The 18,381-nt window shown below is 37.2% G+C and carries 12 protein-coding genes and 1 pseudogene; 10 read left to right on the top strand and 3 right to left on the bottom strand.

Annotation, left to right across the window (positions count from 1 at the left end; genetic code table 11):
* The 9 genes from ACFIKX_RS07605 to ACFIKX_RS07645 all read left to right on the top strand — a co-directional run.
* The coding region (locus tag ACFIKX_RS07605) for an ABC transporter substrate-binding protein (protein WP_375654114.1) at nucleotides 1–964 on the top strand (964 nt) is incomplete at its 5' end.
* Nucleotides 965–1,364: 400 nt separating this feature from the next.
* Nucleotides 1,365–2,795: an exodeoxyribonuclease VII large subunit gene (gene xseA, locus ACFIKX_RS07610; RefSeq protein WP_375628234.1), complete on the top strand. Its 1,431-nt coding sequence runs from the start codon at nucleotides 1,365–1,367 to the stop codon at nucleotides 2,793–2,795.
* A complete protein-coding gene (locus tag ACFIKX_RS07615; RefSeq protein WP_375612273.1) occupies nucleotides 2,773–3,399 on the top strand; it encodes a DNA-3-methyladenine glycosylase I in 627 nt (208 codons plus the stop codon). Before xseA ends, ACFIKX_RS07615 begins: the two co-directional genes overlap by 23 nt.
* Before the next feature lie 1,520 nt (nucleotides 3,400–4,919).
* Nucleotides 4,920–6,545 carry an ABC transporter substrate-binding protein gene (locus tag ACFIKX_RS07620; protein WP_375628232.1) on the top strand — a complete coding sequence of 542 codons (1,626 nt, stop codon included), beginning with the start codon at nucleotides 4,920–4,922 and terminating at the stop codon, nucleotides 6,543–6,545.
* A 361-nt stretch (nucleotides 6,546–6,906) separates the two neighbouring features.
* The gene (locus tag ACFIKX_RS07625) at nucleotides 6,907–8,523 is read left to right on the top strand and encodes an ABC transporter substrate-binding protein (RefSeq protein ID WP_375628230.1); all 1,617 of its coding nucleotides are present in this window, start codon (nucleotides 6,907–6,909) and stop codon (nucleotides 8,521–8,523) included.
* 110 nt (nucleotides 8,524–8,633) lie between these two features.
* Nucleotides 8,634–9,707, top strand: a complete 1,074-nt coding sequence (locus ACFIKX_RS07630; protein WP_375612276.1) for an ABC transporter permease — start codon at nucleotides 8,634–8,636, stop codon at nucleotides 9,705–9,707.
* Nucleotides 9,708–9,709: 2 nt separating this feature from the next.
* Nucleotides 9,710–10,639 (top strand): ABC transporter permease, encoded by a 930-nt coding sequence (locus tag ACFIKX_RS07635; RefSeq protein ID WP_273790732.1) that lies wholly within the window; start codon nucleotides 9,710–9,712, stop codon nucleotides 10,637–10,639.
* Nucleotides 10,632–11,516, top strand: a complete 885-nt coding sequence (locus tag ACFIKX_RS07640) for an ABC transporter ATP-binding protein (RefSeq protein ID WP_273790733.1) — start codon at nucleotides 10,632–10,634, stop codon at nucleotides 11,514–11,516. The genes ACFIKX_RS07635 and ACFIKX_RS07640 overlap by 8 nt, the downstream gene beginning before the upstream one ends.
* Entirely contained in the window at nucleotides 11,503–12,285 is a 783-nt protein-coding gene (locus ACFIKX_RS07645; RefSeq protein ID WP_273790734.1) for an ABC transporter ATP-binding protein, read from the top strand. Before ACFIKX_RS07640 ends, ACFIKX_RS07645 begins: the two co-directional genes overlap by 14 nt.
* 591 nt (nucleotides 12,286–12,876) lie before the next feature.
* Here the strand turns inward: ACFIKX_RS07645 and ACFIKX_RS07650 are convergent.
* The 3 genes from ACFIKX_RS07650 to ACFIKX_RS07660 form a co-directional block, all read right to left on the bottom strand.
* A complete protein-coding gene (locus tag ACFIKX_RS07650; RefSeq protein ID WP_375612277.1) occupies nucleotides 12,877–13,095 on the bottom strand; it encodes a hypothetical protein in 219 nt (72 codons plus the stop codon).
* Complete coding sequence (locus ACFIKX_RS07655; RefSeq protein WP_375628227.1) at nucleotides 13,073–13,660, bottom strand: autotransporter outer membrane beta-barrel domain-containing protein; 588 nt, start codon at nucleotides 13,658–13,660, stop codon at nucleotides 13,073–13,075. The genes ACFIKX_RS07650 and ACFIKX_RS07655 overlap by 23 nt, the downstream gene beginning before the upstream one ends.
* A 124-nt stretch (nucleotides 13,661–13,784) precedes the next feature.
* Nucleotides 13,785–17,471, bottom strand: a complete 3,687-nt coding sequence (locus tag ACFIKX_RS07660) for a right-handed parallel beta-helix repeat-containing protein (RefSeq protein ID WP_375612279.1) — start codon at nucleotides 17,469–17,471, stop codon at nucleotides 13,785–13,787.
* Between the two features lie 701 nt (nucleotides 17,472–18,172).
* Here ACFIKX_RS07660 and ACFIKX_RS07665 point away from each other — a divergent pair.
* Nucleotides 18,173–18,381: pseudogene (locus ACFIKX_RS07665) on the top strand (hypothetical protein); the annotation flags it as partial.

Raw genomic sequence — 18,381 nt, forward strand, 5'->3', positions numbered from 1 at the left:
TGGAGAAGGAATTTTGTTGCGTGCAAGCTCCAATTATTGGGGGGAGGCGCCTAAATTGAAGAAGATTTTAATTCGCCATGTTGCGGAACCTGGAACACAACGTTTATTGTTGCAAAAACACGATATCGATGTTGCACGTAATCTGATGCCAGAGGATTTGGCAGATCTCCAAGCAACAACGGATATTAAAGTTAAAAGAGTGTTAGAGCCATCCGTGATCATATGGGGGTTCAATGTGACAAACCCTATTTTTGCCAATGAAAAAGTGCGTTTAGCGATGCGCTATCTTATTGACTATGAAGGACTCGGTAAGACTCTTCTCAAAGATGTTGGTATTCCACGTGCAAGTTTTATTCCTCTTGGTAATCTTGGAGCTTTGGATGAAAAAGAGGGACAACCCTTTAAACTTGATCTCCAAAAAGCAAAGCAACTTTTAACAGAGGCAGGTTATCCGGATGGTTTTGAGGCCAGTATTTTTGCCGGTGCCTCTCCTTATCCTTTTGCTTTGCCTATTGCTCAGTCTCTCCAAGACAATGCAAAAAAGGTAGGGGTACGTTTTAAAATTGAACGCTTCGTAGGCACGCAGTTATTTTCAAAACTATCTGCACGTACTTTTGATACAATTTTTTTCGGATGGAATAATGATTCTGCGGATCCTCATACAATGGCTTCACGTCTTATTTATAATCCAGATAATCGGCTTGAGGCTAAAAATACAGGCTATGCGAGTTGGTGCCATGGGTATTTGGATGAAACTATGAATCAAAAGGTTCAAGATGCGTTGTTTCAAAAAGATCCCAAAAAACGGGCGCAAATGTATGCTGATTTGCAACGTGAATTTATGCAGAAAGGACCTTATGCTTTTATCTATCAGACGTATCACACGATAGCGATGACACCTGATGTTAAAAAATGGGTTTGGAATAGTGCACCACGTATTTTTTATAGTGCAATTGAAAAATAAAAAGGTATCAGGTTTATAAAATATAAAAAACAGGGTCATGATATATTTGATGTATTGCAAAGCTCTTTAATACTTTGCAATACATTGAATTCTATCGGGAATGGATTACTATGTTGTGTAGAGAATTTTATTTCAGGAATTCTTATAGAAGATGTGTTTGTTTGGATGTTAGGATTGAATATTTTAACTTCTATTGATACAATTTTCGGATGAAATAATGACTCTAGACATCCCCGTACAACGGCTTCAAGTTTTTTTACAACCCTGATAATCGATTTGAAATTAAAAATATAAGCTGTTCTAGCCGGTGTTATGGGTATTTTGATGAAGCTATAAATCAAAAGTTTAAAGATGTGTTGTTTCAAAAAGATTCACAGAAACGGGCGTAAAGAATTGAAAAATGGTAAGTTTGTTTAGTGAAAAAACAGGTGTAACAAATGTGGCAGAATTCACTGTTTCCGAAATAGCAGGGGCTCTAAAGCGTGTTGTTGAAGAAAAGTTTGGTTATGTACGGGTGCGTGGGGAGATATCAGGGTACCGTGGTACTCATGCTTCGGGACATGCTTATTTTGCTTTAAAAGATGATAAGGCACGGTTGGAAGCTGTTATTTGGCGTGGAGTTATGGAAAAGCTCAAATTCCCTCCTGAAGAAGGGATGGAAGTAGTTGCTGTTGGTAAACTTACAACTTATCCAGGGTCATCGAAATATCAAATTGTCATTGAGGCTCTTGAACCAACGGGGGTTGGTGCTTTGATGACACTTCTTGAAAATCGTAAGAAAAAGTTTTTAGAAGAAGGCTTGTTTGATGAAGAAAAGAAAAAAACTTTGCCTTATATGCCTCGAATTTTAGGCGTTGTAACATCACCAACAGGTGCTGTTATTCGTGATATTATTCATCGTATATCCGATCGTTTTCCGTTGCATATTTTGGTTTGGCCTGTACGTGTTCAGGGGGAAACAAGTGGGAGGGAAGTGGCTGTTGCTGTTGAAGGTTTTAATGCTCTTGGTCTAGGTGGACTTATTCCAAAACCTGATCTTATTATTGTTGCACGGGGAGGAGGAAGTTTAGAAGATTTGTGGGGGTTTAATGACGAAGCTGTTGTTCGTGCTGTTTATGAATCTTCTCTTCCTGTTATTTCTGCTGTTGGGCATGAAACGGACTGGACCTTGATTGATTATGTGGCTGATTGGCGCGCTCCAACTCCTACCGCCGCAGCAGAACGGGCTGTTCCTGTTAAGCTTGATCTCGAGGTGCTGGTGGCATCGCTTGATGCACGTTTGCGCAAGGGACTCGCGCGTTATTTGGATTTTTATCGACAAAAATTGCGTGCTACTCTACGAGCTCTTCCGACTGCCGATCAACTTTTTGCTCTACCACGGCGTGGTTTGGATGAAACTTCAAGTCGATTGCAGCGTGCTCTTTGTGTAAGCTACGATAAAAAACGTTTTTCTTTTCATGCACTTGGTGTGCGTTTTTCACCGCGTTTGTTAAATAGTGAAAAAGCACAACGCAATACAAAGGAATATACGGCACGTCTTCAGCGTGCTTTTGTGCGTAGTGTGGAAAAACAACGTGCTGGGTTAGAGGTAGTATCTAGGCTTTTAAGAAGCACTTCATATCAGAATATTTTGGAGCGCGGTTTTGTTTTGGCTTTGGGGAAAGATCATAAGCCCATTAAACGATTGGTTCAGTTTCCTGAAACAGGGCAAATAAATTTACGCTTTTTTGATGGAGATATCAGTGTTGCAACACAAGAACCTGTTTTTTCTAAACGGTCAAAACACAAGCAGATAAAGTCGCCAAGCGATGATCAAGGAACTCTCTTTTAATACGGTTAATGCCATGCTTGCGGAAGGTCTTCTTAAGGGAGTGGATGAAAAAGTTCGTTGCGCATGGGCTGGAACGGATCCACTTTATTGTGCTTATCATGATACCGAATGGGGAAAGCCTATTTTTGAGGATATTCGTTTGTTTGAGAAAATTTGTCTTGAAGGTTTCCAAGCGGGGCTTTCTTGGTTTACAATTTTAAAAAAACGCTCTTTTTTTCGCGTTGCATTTGATCACTTTGACTTTGAAAAGATTGCTCATTATGATGAGCTGAAGGTGCAAATGTTAATGCAGAATAAAGACATTGTTCGCCATCAAGGAAAAATTCAATCAGTGCTTAATAATGCATTGAGAGCACAAGAAATTATAACAGAGTGGGGGAGTTTGTCCCACTATTTTTGGTCTTTTCAACCACCACAATTGGAGCGTTATGAAAAAATAGATTTTCAAACACTGTTAGCTAACCCTATGACACCTGCTTCTCTTCGTCTTTCTCAAGACTTGAAGAAACGTGGTTGGACATTCGTTGGCCCCACAATTTGTTATGCTTTTATGCAGTCCGTAGGAATTGTTAATGATCATCTTGAAGGATGTTTTTGTCGATAAATTGGCAAACTTTCTTTTGTAAGAGTAATGATTAATAGGATAATAATTGAATTATTTAACAAATATATAAATTATACAATTCCCCTGTATAAGATAATTGAAATATACAAACTATACAATATTAATGATTTTCTATTGTTGTTGGCACTAAAAACGATAAAGGTATAATTTTGAGGATGAAAAAACAGACGCAAAAAGGAGTGATATCTTAACTGTTATGTATCTGAAGTTAGATCATGGTGATGTCTTGTATGTTTTAAAGAAACATCTAGTTACACCAAGGCCCATTTTGCGACGCAGCTCATGAATACTATGACAGTAAATCCATCGTGCACTCCATCTTTACGCTTATGAAGGAGAAGATCGGCACCATCACACATTTACTAGCTCTCAGTGTTATGAAACAGTCTTTGGTATTTGTAATGATTCAGAAGAGTTTTTTTATTTCCGTTAATAACATGACTGTTATAATTAATGAATATTTTATTCATGTTTGTTGACGAATGCAAAGTGGTTGTTAGATGGGGTGCTGTTGTTGCATTGTTTTTCTTTGCTTGTATGACTGTTGGTTTATTTATATGTAGGTTGATTGCCCAATGCTTACCTAGGCAATATAAAATGAAATGCAGCGATGAAAAATTGAAGTTAAATGACTCAAGCTGCTTGTGTTGGGTTTTATTATCTGATAGCTTTCCTCTATTAGTAGAGTGATCTTGCCGCGTGTGCGCTCCAATTTTTTGGAAGATGATTAAGCTCATGCAGGCTTGTATCCACTACATTGCTTCGTTGAATCTCTGTATGTTTCCGCTGGAAACGAGAGTTCTGTTGCGGTATGTTGTTTTCTATTCTATTTTTATAGTGGTAAAGCAATGATGCACGCCAAAGTTTAGAAGGGTTTATATTCGTTATGTCTTTAGGGGGGAAACGTCTAATGAATTTTATTTTTATCAATGAGAGAATGCATTTTAGTGTATATTCTTTTATTGTAAGCTTTATTTCTCAAAAGATAAAGCAGATTTTTGTGGGGGGTAGCGTTTTAGAAAAGATATTTTCTTATGTCTTTCTGCTGTTTCAGTGTCGTTTTGGTCATGTAGTAAAGATGCGCCGTATCTTGAAACAGTGTTTGAGGGGGATGACTATTTTTAAAGTTTGCATATTTTATTTTAAATGTCGCCTAAAGGAATAGAATAATGAATTCATAAATTTTTGCGTAATGATTTTTTTAAAGCTCACTATTTTTGGGGCGACAAGGCTTATTGATGATTAATAGAGAACTGATATAGTGCATTATCATATGCAAAGAGGTTATGAAAAGAATGTAATACTGGTTAGCAAAACATATATTGCATGTTCGTTATGGTTTATTGAGACGTAAGTCAATGAATTTATCAAGTAGATGACTCTGTGTAGGTGTTTAAAAATATAGGCGATTAGAACGTATTTATTCAATGTTATAATTATAAATTTGCTATATTATTTCAGCGTCATTAATTGATAAAAATAAATAAAGGGAAAAGTTTATGAACTTGAAGAAAACAATATTGAAAAGTAGCAGCTCTCTTGTTTCTGCTCTTATGGCATTGGCAATGGTTGCACAACAAGTTTCAGCAAAAACACCGGCTAATACCCTTGTGATGGCTTGGAATCTTGATGCAATCAGTACGTTTGATCCCGCACAACTTAATGATGTTTATGGAAGTGAAATTATTTACAATATTTGTGATAATTTGGTCAGTACTGCGACAGATGATCCTGCTAAAATGGTTCCCGCTTTAGCAACACATTGGGATGTTTCAGGTGATGATCACAGTACGGTGATTACTTTTCATTTACGTGATGGTTTGAAGTTTAATGATGGTCGATCAGCCAATGCCAATGATCTTGTTTGGGGTATGAAGCGGATTGTCAAATTGAAGATGGGTAATGCGGCAATTTTTAATGAATATGGAATTACAGAGCAAAATGTTGATGATGCTTTGCAAGCTCCCGATGAGAAAACGGTTGTGATGAAATTTGATAAACCTTATCCAGCAGAGCTCATTCTTAATAATATTGTTGCGAGTCGTGCAACAGCTTTGCTTGATCGTAAGACGATTATGAAACACGAAAAAGATGGCGATTTTGGAAATCAGTATTTGAAAAGCCATGCTGCTTGTGTTGGTCCTTATCAGTTAAAAAGTTGGCGTCCTGGAGAAGCTCTTTTGTTGCGTGCAAGCTCTCACTATTGGGGACAAGCGCCTAAACTGAAGCAGATTTTAATTCGCCATGTTGCAGAGCCCGGAACACAACGTTTGTTGTTGCAAAAACATGATATTGATGTTGCTCGTAATTTGACACCTGAAGATCTTGCAGATCTGCAAAAAACAACAGATGTTAAAGTTGAAAGAGTGTTAGTGCCAACTATGATGTACTGGGGATTCAACATGACAAATCCTATTTTTGCTAAGGAAAAAGTACGTTTGGCGATGCGTTATCTCATAGATTATGAAGGTCTTGGCAAGAAGCTTCTCAAAGGGATTGGTATCCCACGGGCCAGTTTTATTCCTCTTGGCAACTTTGGGGCTTTGGATGAAAAAGAGGGGCAACCCTTTAAACTTGATATTGCAAAAGCCAAGCAGCTTTTAGCAGAAGCTGGTTATCCGAATGGGTTTGAGGCAAATTTTCTCGTGTCAAACACTCCTTATACTTTGTTACTTGCTCAGTCACTCCAGGATAGTGCTGCACAGGCGGGCGTGCGTCTTAAAATTGAACGTGTAGCAGGTACACAGTTATTTTCAAAAGTGGATGCTCGAGCTTTTGATACGGCTTTTATCGGATGGAATAATGATTCTGCGGATCCTCATACCATGGCTTCACGTCTTATTTTCAATCCAGATAATCGTTTTGAGGCTAGAAATACAGCCTATCCTAGTTGGAAGCATGGGTATTTTGATGCTAAGATGAACCAAAAAGTTGAAGAAGCGTTGTTTCAAAAAAATCCGCAAAAACGAGCGCAACTCTATGCTGATTTACAACGTGAATTAATGCAAAAAGGACCTTATGCGTTTATCTTTCAACAATATAGCGTTGTCGCGATGACGCCTGATATCAAAAAATGGGTTTGGAATAGTGCACCGCGTATTTTTTATAGTAAAATTGAAAAATAAGTGTGTCTTTTTAGTGTTATCAAAGCTAAAAAGAGCTTAATCATAATTGCATGATGAAAATATTCTCCCATATAAAGCTCTTCAGTTTTTTTAGGATGAAACTGTGAGGGATGTTTGTGTAGTAGCAGTATATAATTAAGATCGTTTATAGGGAGCGATGAATATAGAAAGTTATATTGGGGAGGATCTTTGTTTATGGTTATAGATTCTCTGCATCCCGAATATAGACTGATGTATAAGAAAATTATTTTGTAGATGCTTAGTTTGATTAAATGAAATTGATGTCTAATGCTATGCTATTTAAGCAAAATCACAATCACTTTGTGTGAAAAGGTAGAAGAATACAAAAGGAAGAGATAAAATGGGAAAACAAAGAATATTGAAAAAAATTTCTATTTTATTAAGCTCAATCATTTTTTTTAATGGGGCTGTAACAACGGCATTCAGTGCCTCATCTAAAGATATATTGGTAATGGCATGGAATATTGATTCAATTAGTAGTTTTGATCCAGCGCAAACTGTTGAGGTTGTGACGAGTGAGTTATTAACGAATATTTGCAGCGCGTTAGTGCAATATGATGAGCATGATCCTACAAAAATTCGCCCTGCTATGGCAAAATCTTGGGACGTTTTAGACAATGGCAAAAGAATAGTCTTTCATCTTCGTGATGATTTAAAGTTTAATGATGGAAGGATGGCTACAGCGCAAGATTTGGTATGGTCGATGCGACGGATTATTAAATTAGGATTAAGCTATGCTCAATCTTTAATGGATTATGGGTTTACCAAAAACAATATTGAAACAAATATTCAGGCTCTTGATGATAAGACTTTACAATTAAAATTAGATAAACCCTATCCTATTCAGCTCATATTGACTGTTATTGGACAATCTTATGCTTCTGCTTTGCTTGATCGGAAAACAATTGAAGCACAGAGTATTAACGGTGATATGGGGAATAAATATTTAGCAACACATACAGCTTGTGTTGGACCTTATAAATTGGTGAGCTGGTCTCCAGGAGATAAAGTTGTGTTAGAGGCGACACAACATTATTGGGGCGATGTGCCTAAAATTAAGCAGATTGTTGTGCAGCATGTAGCGGATTCATCAAGTCAAAGACTTCTTTTGGAAAAAGGTGATGTGGATATAGTGCGTGATCTTTCTTCAGAGGATATTTTAGATCTTGAAAAAAAAGGAGGCCCAGTCAAAATTAGTCGTGTTTTGCGTCCGCAGATTATTTACTTATCGTTAAATAATAAGAATGCAATTTTTGCGAATGAAAAGGTCAGATTGGCACTTCGTTATTTGGTTGATTATGAAGGTCTTGGAAAAACTGTTTTGAAAGGGATTGCTATTCCTCGGGCAACTTATATGTCTTTAGGTGTTCCAGGTGCTTTAGATGAAAAAGAAGGTTTGCCTTTTCAGTTGGATTTGAAAAAAGCAAAACAACTGATTACTGAAGCTGGTTATCCTAATGGGTTTAAAGCTAATCTTTTAGTTGGAAGCCTTAGTTATATGTCGTCTGTTGCACAGTCTATTCAAGCCAATGCACGCAAAATTGGTGTTGAGCTTACAATTGAAAAAATGGCACAAAATCAATTGTTGAGCCGTGTACGTGGTGGAAATTATGATACTGCTATTATGGGGTGGGGGAGTGCCGATCCTGATGGACATCCTGCTTCATTAAATCACGTGTTTAACCCTGATCCAACATTTACAAAAAAGCACAATATGTATTTAGCTTGGCGCGCTGGGTATTATGATGAAAATATTAATAACATGGTGATGGATGCTTTGTTTGAGAAAGACCCCAATAAGCGTATCATGCAATATCGTACTTTACAGCATTATGTGCTAGAGCATGGTCCTATGGTTTATTTATTTCAGACATATTATACCGTTGGTATGGGGACTGATGTCAAAAAATGGATTTGGAACAGTTATAGACTTTATTACAATGAAGCAGAAAAATAAAAAGAAGCATGTTATAGAAAAGGATTGTAGAACATGCTTAATAAGAGATTGTTTTGTTATATAAAAAAGTATTTGCTTTATGTTTTGTCGCTACAGAGGGGATTTTTATAATGGTTTTGCCACTTTCAGAGACTGAAAGAGCTGTATCAGAAAAGCAGAAAAAATTATTTTTATGGGATTTTTTATGCAAAGGATTGAAACTTCTTATTTCAGTTTTTATCACATTGCTTGGGTTGGTGACGATCACTTTTTTTCTTGGTCATCTTCTTCCTCTAGATCCGGTTCTGTCTATTCTTGGTGATAATATCAGTCAGGAAGCTTATGATGCAATGTATTATAAGCTGGGTCTTGATAAGCCGTTGATTGTCCAATATTGGAAGTATCTTCATAATGTATTTTTGTTTGACTTTGGAGATGCTTTAACTTCTGGGCGACCTGTTCTAGCCGATATTATGCGTGTGTTTCCTGCAACATTAGAGCTTGCAACCGTTGCTATTGTTATTGGCACAAGTCTTGGAATTCCATTTGGTGTTTTTGCAGCAATGTATCGCGATTCATTTATTGATTATGTTGTCCGTGTTTTTACACTTGTAAGTTATTCTACTCCAACATTTTGGCTCGGATTAATGGCGTTGTTAATATTTTACGCCAAGCTTGGCTGGGTTGGTGGCCCAGGACGACTTGATTTTCTTTATGAATATTCTTTTGAACCAAAAACAGGATTTTTCCTTTGGGATACTGCAAGCCAAGGACAATGGCAGGCTTTTGGTAATGTTTTTAGTCACGTTATTATGCCTGCTTTGATCTTGGCTTTCGGTGCTATGGCTTATATTAGCCGTATGACTCGTGGGTTTATGATTGAGCAGCTTAATCAGGAATATATCATTACTGCACGTGTAAAGGGATTATCGTGGGCGCGAACCGTTTGGGGGCATGCCTTTCGAAATGCTGCTGTTCAAATTATTACCGTTGTTGCACTTTCTTATGCTTTTTTATTAGAAGGGGCTGTTTTAACGGAGACAGTTTTTGCTTGGCCTGGTTTTGGACATTACTTGACAAATGCTCTTTTAGCCGGAGATATGAATGCAGTTGTAGGATGTACTTTACTTGTAGGATTTATCTTTGTCGCCATTAATTTATTTTCTGATTTGCTTTATCGCATTTTTGATCCAAGGACACGTTGAATATGACAGTAAGTAATCATCATAAATCGCAATCATCATCTTCTTTGGGTAGTTGGTTAAACGATCCTGTTCCAAACTCCATAATTCAAGCGAACATACAAAGAATTTATCACGCACTGGCTAAGTTTTTTCATAACTTTTCGGCTGTATTCGGTCTGCTTATTATTTGTATTATTATCATATGTGCATTTTTTGCTCCTTGGATTGCTACGCATGATTTTCTTAGCAATGATCTGGGGCATCGGTTGCAGCCACCCTCTATGGCGCATTATTTTGGAACAGATGAATTGGGACGTGATATTTTTAGTCGCCTTGTTTTTGGTTCCCGTATTACTCTTTATGTTGTTTTTCTTACAACAGTTATTGTAGGTCCAATAGGGCTTATTGTTGGAACTGTATCTGGTTATATGGGCGGATGGGTTGATACTGTGCTCATGCGCATTGTCGATATTTTTCTTGCTTTTCCAGGTTTGATTTTAGCTCTTGCATTTTCAGCCGCATTGGGACCAGGGATTGAAAATGCTTCTATTGCAATTTCAATTGCAGCATGGCCACCAATTGCACGTTTAGCACGTGCTGAGACTTTGACAATACGTTCTTCTGATTATGTTTCTGTAGTTCGCCTGCAAGGGGCCTCTGCTTGGCGAATTATTTTGTTTCATGTTGCGCCCATGTGTATTCCTTCAGTGATTGTACGATTAACTTTGGATATGTCTGGAATTATTTTAACGGCTGCTGGTCTTGGTTTTTTAGGGTTGGGAGCTCAACTTCCAAGTCCTGAATGGGGTGCGATGCTTTCTTCAGGGCGGGAATTTATGATGACAAATTGGTGGTTGGCGGCAATACCAGGCTGTGCAATATTATTTGCAAGTCTTGCTTTCAACCTTTTAGGTGATGGTCTTCGTGATGTATTGGATCCACGCAATGGGTAATAAATTATTAGAAGTAGAAGATTTACGTATTTCTTTTCCTACAACGCGCGGCATTTCAGAAGTTGTGCGTGGCGTTAGTTTTTCTGTTGGAAAAGAAAAAATTGGAATTGTTGGTGAATCCGGATCTGGAAAATCGATGACTGGGCGCGCAATACTAAGATTGAGTCCAAAAGCAGCCATTGTTAAAGCTAAAAAAATGCGCTTTGAGGATGTTGATTTATTGGCCGCAAGTGAACCTCAGATGCGAAAAATCCGTGGGAAACGTATTTCAATGATTTTACAGGATCCCAAATATTCACTTAATCCATTAATACGGATCGGGGAACAGATTATGGAGGCTTACCGTATTCATTACCGTGTTTCAAAAGCTGAAGCGAGGGAGCGCACCATATCTATGTTAGAATCTGTTCATATTCGTGATCCTGAACATGTGATGCGTCTCTTTCCTCATGAAATATCTGGGGGGATGGGGCAGCGCGTGATGATTGCAATGATGCTCATTCCAAAACCTGATTTAATTATTGCTGATGAGCCAACATCTGCACTTGATATTACGGTCAGACGACAAGTTTTATCTGTATTAGATGAACTTGTGACAAAATCTGGAACGGGACTTATTTTCATTAGTCATGATTTAAATATGATTGCTGATTTTTGTGATCGTATTTTGGTGATGTATGCGGGCCGTGTCTTAGAAGAGTTGCCTGCTTCTGATTTGTCTCACGCTTGTCATCCTTATACAAAGGCGTTGCTCGCGAGTTTGCCACGGCTTGATAATCCAGTTGATATTTTGGCTGTTCCTGAGCGTGATCCTGATTGGTTGTATAATCCTACGATTGTTAATGGCGTTGAGGAGGTTCCTCATGACAAATTGTGAGAATATTATTGATGTTTCTAATTTATCTGTAACTTTTGGGCACAGGCATAAGGCAGTAACAGTTGTTAAAAATGTTAATTTTCATATTAAGCGTGGTGAAGCTTATGGTTTGATTGGTGAATCCGGATGTGGAAAGTCAACTATTTTGAATACATTGGTGGGGCTTATTCCAGATTATAGTGGAAAATTCCTTTTTGCTGGACAAGAAGTTGAAAAGAAAAGAAGTAAGGATTTTTTACGCTGTATTCAAATGGTTTTTCAAGATCCTTATGCTTCGCTGCATCCAAGAAAAATGGTCCATACGGTTCTTTCTGAATCGCTCAAAATCCATGGAATGGATAATCAAAGAGAGCGGGTGGAGGATGCTTTAGATTCCGTTGGTTTAGATTCTTCATTTCTTTATCGTTATCCTCATGAGTTGTCTGGAGGGCAGCGTCAGCGTATTGCTCTTGCACGTGCTTTAATTATTGAGCCAGAGGTGTTGTTGCTTGATGAGCCAACATCTGCATTGGATGTGTCGGTACAGGCTGAAATTTTAAACTTGTTGAAATCACTGCGCGTGAGAAAAAAGCTTACTTATTTAATGGTATCCCATGATCTTGCTGTTGTTGCACATATTTGTGAACGTGTTGGAATTATGCATAAAGGGATTATTCTTGAAGAGCTTAGCAATGATGAATTGCGTAATCTACATGCGCAACACGATTATACAAAGGAGTTTTTTGAAGCAAGTATAGAGCCTATTGTCCATAGAGAGCAAAGAGCATGATCAATTTTACAGAAGAGAAAATGCAATTTTATTTGTTTTGAAGTTTCTGGAGATGTTTGGCGGCATTGTTAAGAGGGAAGGGGATAATAGGATTTTTTCAGTATGAATTTTCTGGGCAGTGTTTGAGCTGTAATATTTTAAATCCTATTAGAACTTCCATTTTGAAATATATGAGTGACTTATAACATACATCCCTTTGTTTGATATTATTGCATTATTTTTTACTTATCATTTTATGTTCAAAAGTTTTATTTTGGAATTTTAAGCATTAAATTCGTGAGAAATAACAAACGATAGTAATGTTGTATTTTCTAGAAAAGCTTCTCATTATTTTACAATATCATTTTGTTTTTGGTTGTTCTCTTTTTTACAGTTTTATTCTTTATAAAAAGAATTTTTTGTAAAAAACATCCAATGGTCAATGACTGTCTTCAAATATTTCGCTGTTCTCTATTTAAAAAAGCGCTTAAAAACAGCTTATAATAAACCAAAAAGGCAGCAATATGCTGCCTTTTTGTTAAATTGAATAGGCTATTTTTACAGTCTTGATTTAAAACTGATAGAGTATTCCTCCTGAAAAGCTTGCACCACTTATACCAGTTTTTGAAGCTTTTGTTGATAGCTGACATCACCATGAAGGGAGAGGTTAGCGGACAATTGTGGGCCACCTTCAACGAAACTTCCCGAGGGGTCACATTTATAATACTTATCAATATGGAATGTCTGATCATCACCAAAGGTTTTGATTAAGTTTACTTTTCCATAGAAAGACATAGGACGGCTGTTTTCAGTGGCAATGGTTTTTGTCAAACGTCCACCAACACGGGATTATCCATTGAGAAGGATTTTGCATCTTAATGGTCAGATTATCAGCATCTTTAATGGTATCAAACATCAAATGTTGATAGGCAAGCTGTGCCTGCGGTTCGAATGTTACGCCTTGGATACCCGTTGCAAATTGTTTGCTAACAGTTGTGGAGATCGCCAACATTTTTGCATTTTTCAATTTTGTGGTTGTACTAATGAGGGCATTGGTGATCTTTCTCTTTAGGAATCCATAGGATAAACAGCGTATCAAGATAGAAACCACTGTCACGCTGTTTACTGCCATAGGCGGTGAGTGAAATGACCATTTATTCAATATGCTCTTACTTGCTGTCTTGCATATTCTTTGGAGTGCAAAGAGAGTTGTCCATAGGTTTCTATAAGACCAAAATGTGTTGTAGATATTTTTCCCTTCTAGCGCGACAAAGTTAACACCTCCTTGTAGAGAAGCATAACGAAGATGAGCACTGCTATAACCATATCTACTAGAAGTACTACTTATCAAAAAATAAGCTTCCTGTTTTTCCATAGGTATATAAGAAAAAGCCATTCCGTTTGTCTTATTCTTTCCTTAAGACAAATGTCGCATATTGGTTAACAGTTGCATTTTGCTTAGCCATATTGGTCAATCCAGCGTACAAGAGAGCATTGGGGCTTGATCAAATAGTTTGTATTTATGGCACGATGGTTTTTACTTTTGAGTCGCTATCAAGCAGTACTGGTTGTAAGCGAAAATCCCAGAAATTTTTATTTTCTCCTAAAAGGTTTTGTTCAGCATTTGTTTTACTGTGGTTTGATTTTGGTCCATAAGCTTTCAGTATATATTTATAAGGTGAACCACTTATTGTGATATAGTCCTGTGCAAGTTTGAAAGAGTTTTGATTTACTTTCCCAAAAACTTGAATGAGTGAAAGACCACGTGCACTGGTAAGAGCAGAAGCGTCTGCTTTAATATTGTTCTTTTCTAAATGTCCAGTGATATAAACCAGTGTAGTACCTGAAACATCACCGTGAATCAGAAGATGGTCAGCTTTTTGTTTGTTTATGGCAGCACTATCACTCCATTCGACGTTGAAATGAATTTCTGCTTTTCCTGTAGCATTGTAGACTTTTTTAGTATTTGGTCTGCCAGATCCTATGTGCAACGTGTGATAATGATTTTCAGTTGGCTCTTCAAAAACAATAGAGCTGTTATTGATGTTAAGGACAGAAATATCAGAACGTGCTCTTTGAGCAATATCAAGCAGTTTTTTGTTCTGGCTTTTTTTATTTGTGCTTGTTTTCAATGTCCATTTCGTATTGTTTTGCAAATCAAAGACTGTTTTGAATTTTTTTTCAGTGCTCACTTTGCCGTCTAAGATGGAGCGATCGGCGTTTAGTGTAAAAGTGAAATCATTTTTTTTCGTTGAAGCTTCGGTTACTAATAAAACATTGGCACGGATTTCTGAATTTTTGAGATTGGCTTTACCAATTGATTCATTTGCATTAATTCCAGTACCGTTTTTAATATGAAGTTTTGTATTGGTTAAATTGATTTCTGATGTTCTATTGTTCTTAGACTTTTCAAATGCGATACCTCTATCTTCTGCTGTGGCAGAAACATTTGTTACATCAATATGTCCATTATTATTTACAACAAATGCACTATTTTCGGCAATTATTGTCCCTCCACTCATTTTGATTGTGCTGCCATTTTCTGAATAAAGTCCGATCTCAGCATTTTTAATCGTTGTATGGCCATATAATTCAACTAAACTGCCAACATCTTGGCTTTCCGCACCGAATCCGTTATTATCTGCTGTTATTAGAGTAACATTCGTGGCTTTAATATGTCCGCCGTTTCCGGCAAATAATGCAGTAGTTTTACCTTGTACTGTTCCTCCCGTTATGGTGATGGTGGATTTTGAATCTTTTGCATAGAGCCCACTGTCATCAGATGATGTAATTTGAGCATTGTCAGTTAAAGTAATAGTACTGCCGTTTATAGCAGATACTGCTGCACCTTTTGCGTTAAATGATCCTCCAGAAACTGTTATTTGAGAACCATTATCTGAAATTATGCTATTGATTGCTTGCGGAACGGTTACATTTTCTAAAGTAATGGCACTTCTTCTTGCAATTATTGCATTGATTAGTAGTGCATTATCCTTACGATTTAATATCGTTACATCTTTCAGTTTGTTATTGCTCTTGTTTTTTAACAAGTGAACGCCTGCTTCGGAAGCAGTAATGGTTCCTCCGATCATTTTGATTGTGCTATCGTTTTGCGCATCAATTCCGATTTTAACGTCACTGATCGTTGTATTGCCAAGCAATTCAATCACACTGTTAGAGCCAGAGGCAGCTGCACCAGCAGCTACACCACTGCCATTATTAGTTGCTTTTAAAGCAACATTTGTAACCGTAATATGGCCACCTATGTCTGCTTCTAAGGCTGTATATTTTCCTGTCACGTTTCCTGTTGTCATTGTAATTGTGGATTTTGAGTCTCGTGCATAGAGGCCTGCTTCATCATGTGACGTAATTTGAGCATTGTCCGTTAAGGTGATACTGCTACCGTTTTGAGCACATATTGTTGCATAGCTTGAATCAAATGATCCTCCAGAGATTGTTATGTTAGAACGATTATTTGCAATTACGCTGTTGCCTGTTTGAGTCACTTTTACATTTTTTAAAGTGAGACCACTTTCTTTCTCTAGAAGAATTCCTTTGCCTGAATTTTTATCTTTACCGGTTGATATTATTACATTTTCTAGTTTACTTTCGGCGCTCTTACTGTTCACGAAGCCAACACCAGTTTTAGAAGTTGTAATAGTCCCCCCAATCATTTTAATTACGCCACCGTTACTTGCCACAAGCCCAACACCAGCATTCTTAATCGTTGTATTGCCATATAATTCAATCATACTATTAGCGCTATTGACTCCTGCGCCTATTATAGGAACATCAGTGACCTTGCCCCCATGTTCATTTGTTGTTAGAGCAACATCCGTGACCTTAATATGTCCACCGTTTTCTGCGACCAACGCTAATTCTCCGGTTACTGTTCCTCCCGTCATTGTGATGGTAGAATGTAAACCATTTGTGTAGAGTCCTTTGCTATTCGATGATGTTGATGTAACTTGAACGTTACCTTTTTTATTGCTGGTTAAAGTAATGTTGCTGCCGTTTCCAGCGTATACCCCTACGTTTTTGCCCTCAAATAATCCTCCAGAAACCGTTACTTTAGAATGATTATTTGCAACTATGCCACTTTTTGCCTGCGTAACTGTTACATTTTCTAAAGTGACGTTGCTTTCCTTGTCGGCACCTATTCCTGTGATTTTAGGCTCTTTATGGTTACTGCCCGATATTTTCACATTTTTTAGCTTGTTTCCATTGCTCTTACTATTATAGAAACCAGCGCCGGTTGCAGAAGCTGTAATGGTCCCTCCGATCATTTTAATCATTCCACTGTTTTGTGCATGAAGACCGATTACAGCATTCTTAATTGTTGTATTCCCATGCAATTCAATCACGCTGTTCGGACCGCCGGCGACAACTGTTCCGATTTTATCATTCGTCGCAGTTAACGCAACATCCGTGACCTTGATATGTCCACCGTTTTCTGCAACCAACGCCATTTTTTCTGTGATTACGCTTCCTCCCGTCATTTCGATTGTGGTTTCTGAATCTGTTGCATGGAGTCCAGTGCCATGAGATGATGTAGTTTGAACATTGTTAGTTAGAGTTACGCGACTGCCATTGTAAGCAGATATTGCTGCCTTTGTGGCATCAAATGATCCTCCCAATATCGTGATTTCAGATTTATTATTTGCTGTAACGCTATTCGTTGCCTTAGTCACTTTTACATTTTCTAAAGTGACTTCACTGTCTTTGTCTGCAAATATTGCAAAAGTTAGTGGAGCTTTGCCTTTGCCACTTGATATTATTATATCTTTTAGCTTGTTTTCAGCATTCTTACTGTTCAAGAATTTAGTGCCAGTGTTGGAAACTGTGATAGTTCCCCCAGTCATTTTCAGTGTAGCACCATCCTTTGCTTCAAGACCGAAGAAAATGCTAGAACCAGTTCCTTTAATGGTTGTACCATCCAGTAATTCAATCGCAGTGTTAGAACCTTCAGCTGTTATAGCGTGCGCATTTGTGCCTATGTTGGTGTTTGTTTTTTTGTTTCCGATTATCGTCAAATGCTTGCCGATAATTTGACCACCTTTTTTTGCGTGAATAATTTCGTAGGTTTCGTTGGAAACTTCTTTTTTATTTTCTGAAATTTCAAGATTTTTAGCTTGTGCATTAAGATTGATACCAGAAAGTACAACTGCCACAATTGCTGTGCAGGATAGAAGAAATTTTTTAGGCATCAGTCTACTCCTTTTAAAGCCCCCAACATTCATTTTCCTGCTAACTTCATAAGCAGAAGTGGAAATAGATATTGCTTTTATTTTAATAACACAGCACTTTGATATTTTGTTTTGCTTTTTTTGTCAAATTTAAAGTTGTATTTATGTTTAATTATGTAATATTAAATTTATTTCATAATGTATTTTTATATAATTATATTTTAAAAATAAGTTTTTTATTAATGGTACATATTATTTTATATCAATATTCATTTATTTTAATATTTCTTGATGTATAATTAAAGAAATACAGTTATATAAAATAAAGTAAAAAATATAATATAAATAAGAATAGTAGTGTTTTTAATATTTTATATTTAGTGGAAAAAGGTGAAATTAGAGTGGATATGTGATAATTGATTGTTCTTACCTACATTATGTATCGAATGAGTTTTTGACAGCAAAAATGAGAGAAGGCTTTAATAGAGCGTTGAGGGTTCTTTGAGTGCTCAGTGTCTTCTTTGAACGAATGAAATATAAAAATATACAGAATCCGCTGATAAGCCACAATTTCCGAAAGGCTACATACTATACAAAACTCCGTTGGATGTAGTTTGACATTAGGTTTTGTACTAAGTGGGAAGAGGTGAGATTAGTTAGAAATACGTGATAATTTATTGTTTTTATGGTTATTTTTTACCATTAAATGCGCGTTTTGTAAAATGGCATGGGGCAAGGACCATCCCGTTTTAACAAGCGCCATTATCAAAACCATTGCCGCCCTGATGGCTTTTAACATTGCTCTACGTGTGTTGCGCTTTACCATGACTGGCGCACACGTCTTGGTTTATTTTGGTGCTGATACCACCACCATCACCAAATGGAAAAATATCATTGCTGCTGCTTTTGATCTCTCTTCCCATTGGCAAAA

Source organism: Bartonella sp. CM86QHHN, assembly GCF_042194695.1.
In the GTDB taxonomy this organism is placed as follows: Bacteria; Pseudomonadota; Alphaproteobacteria; order Rhizobiales; family Rhizobiaceae; genus Bartonella.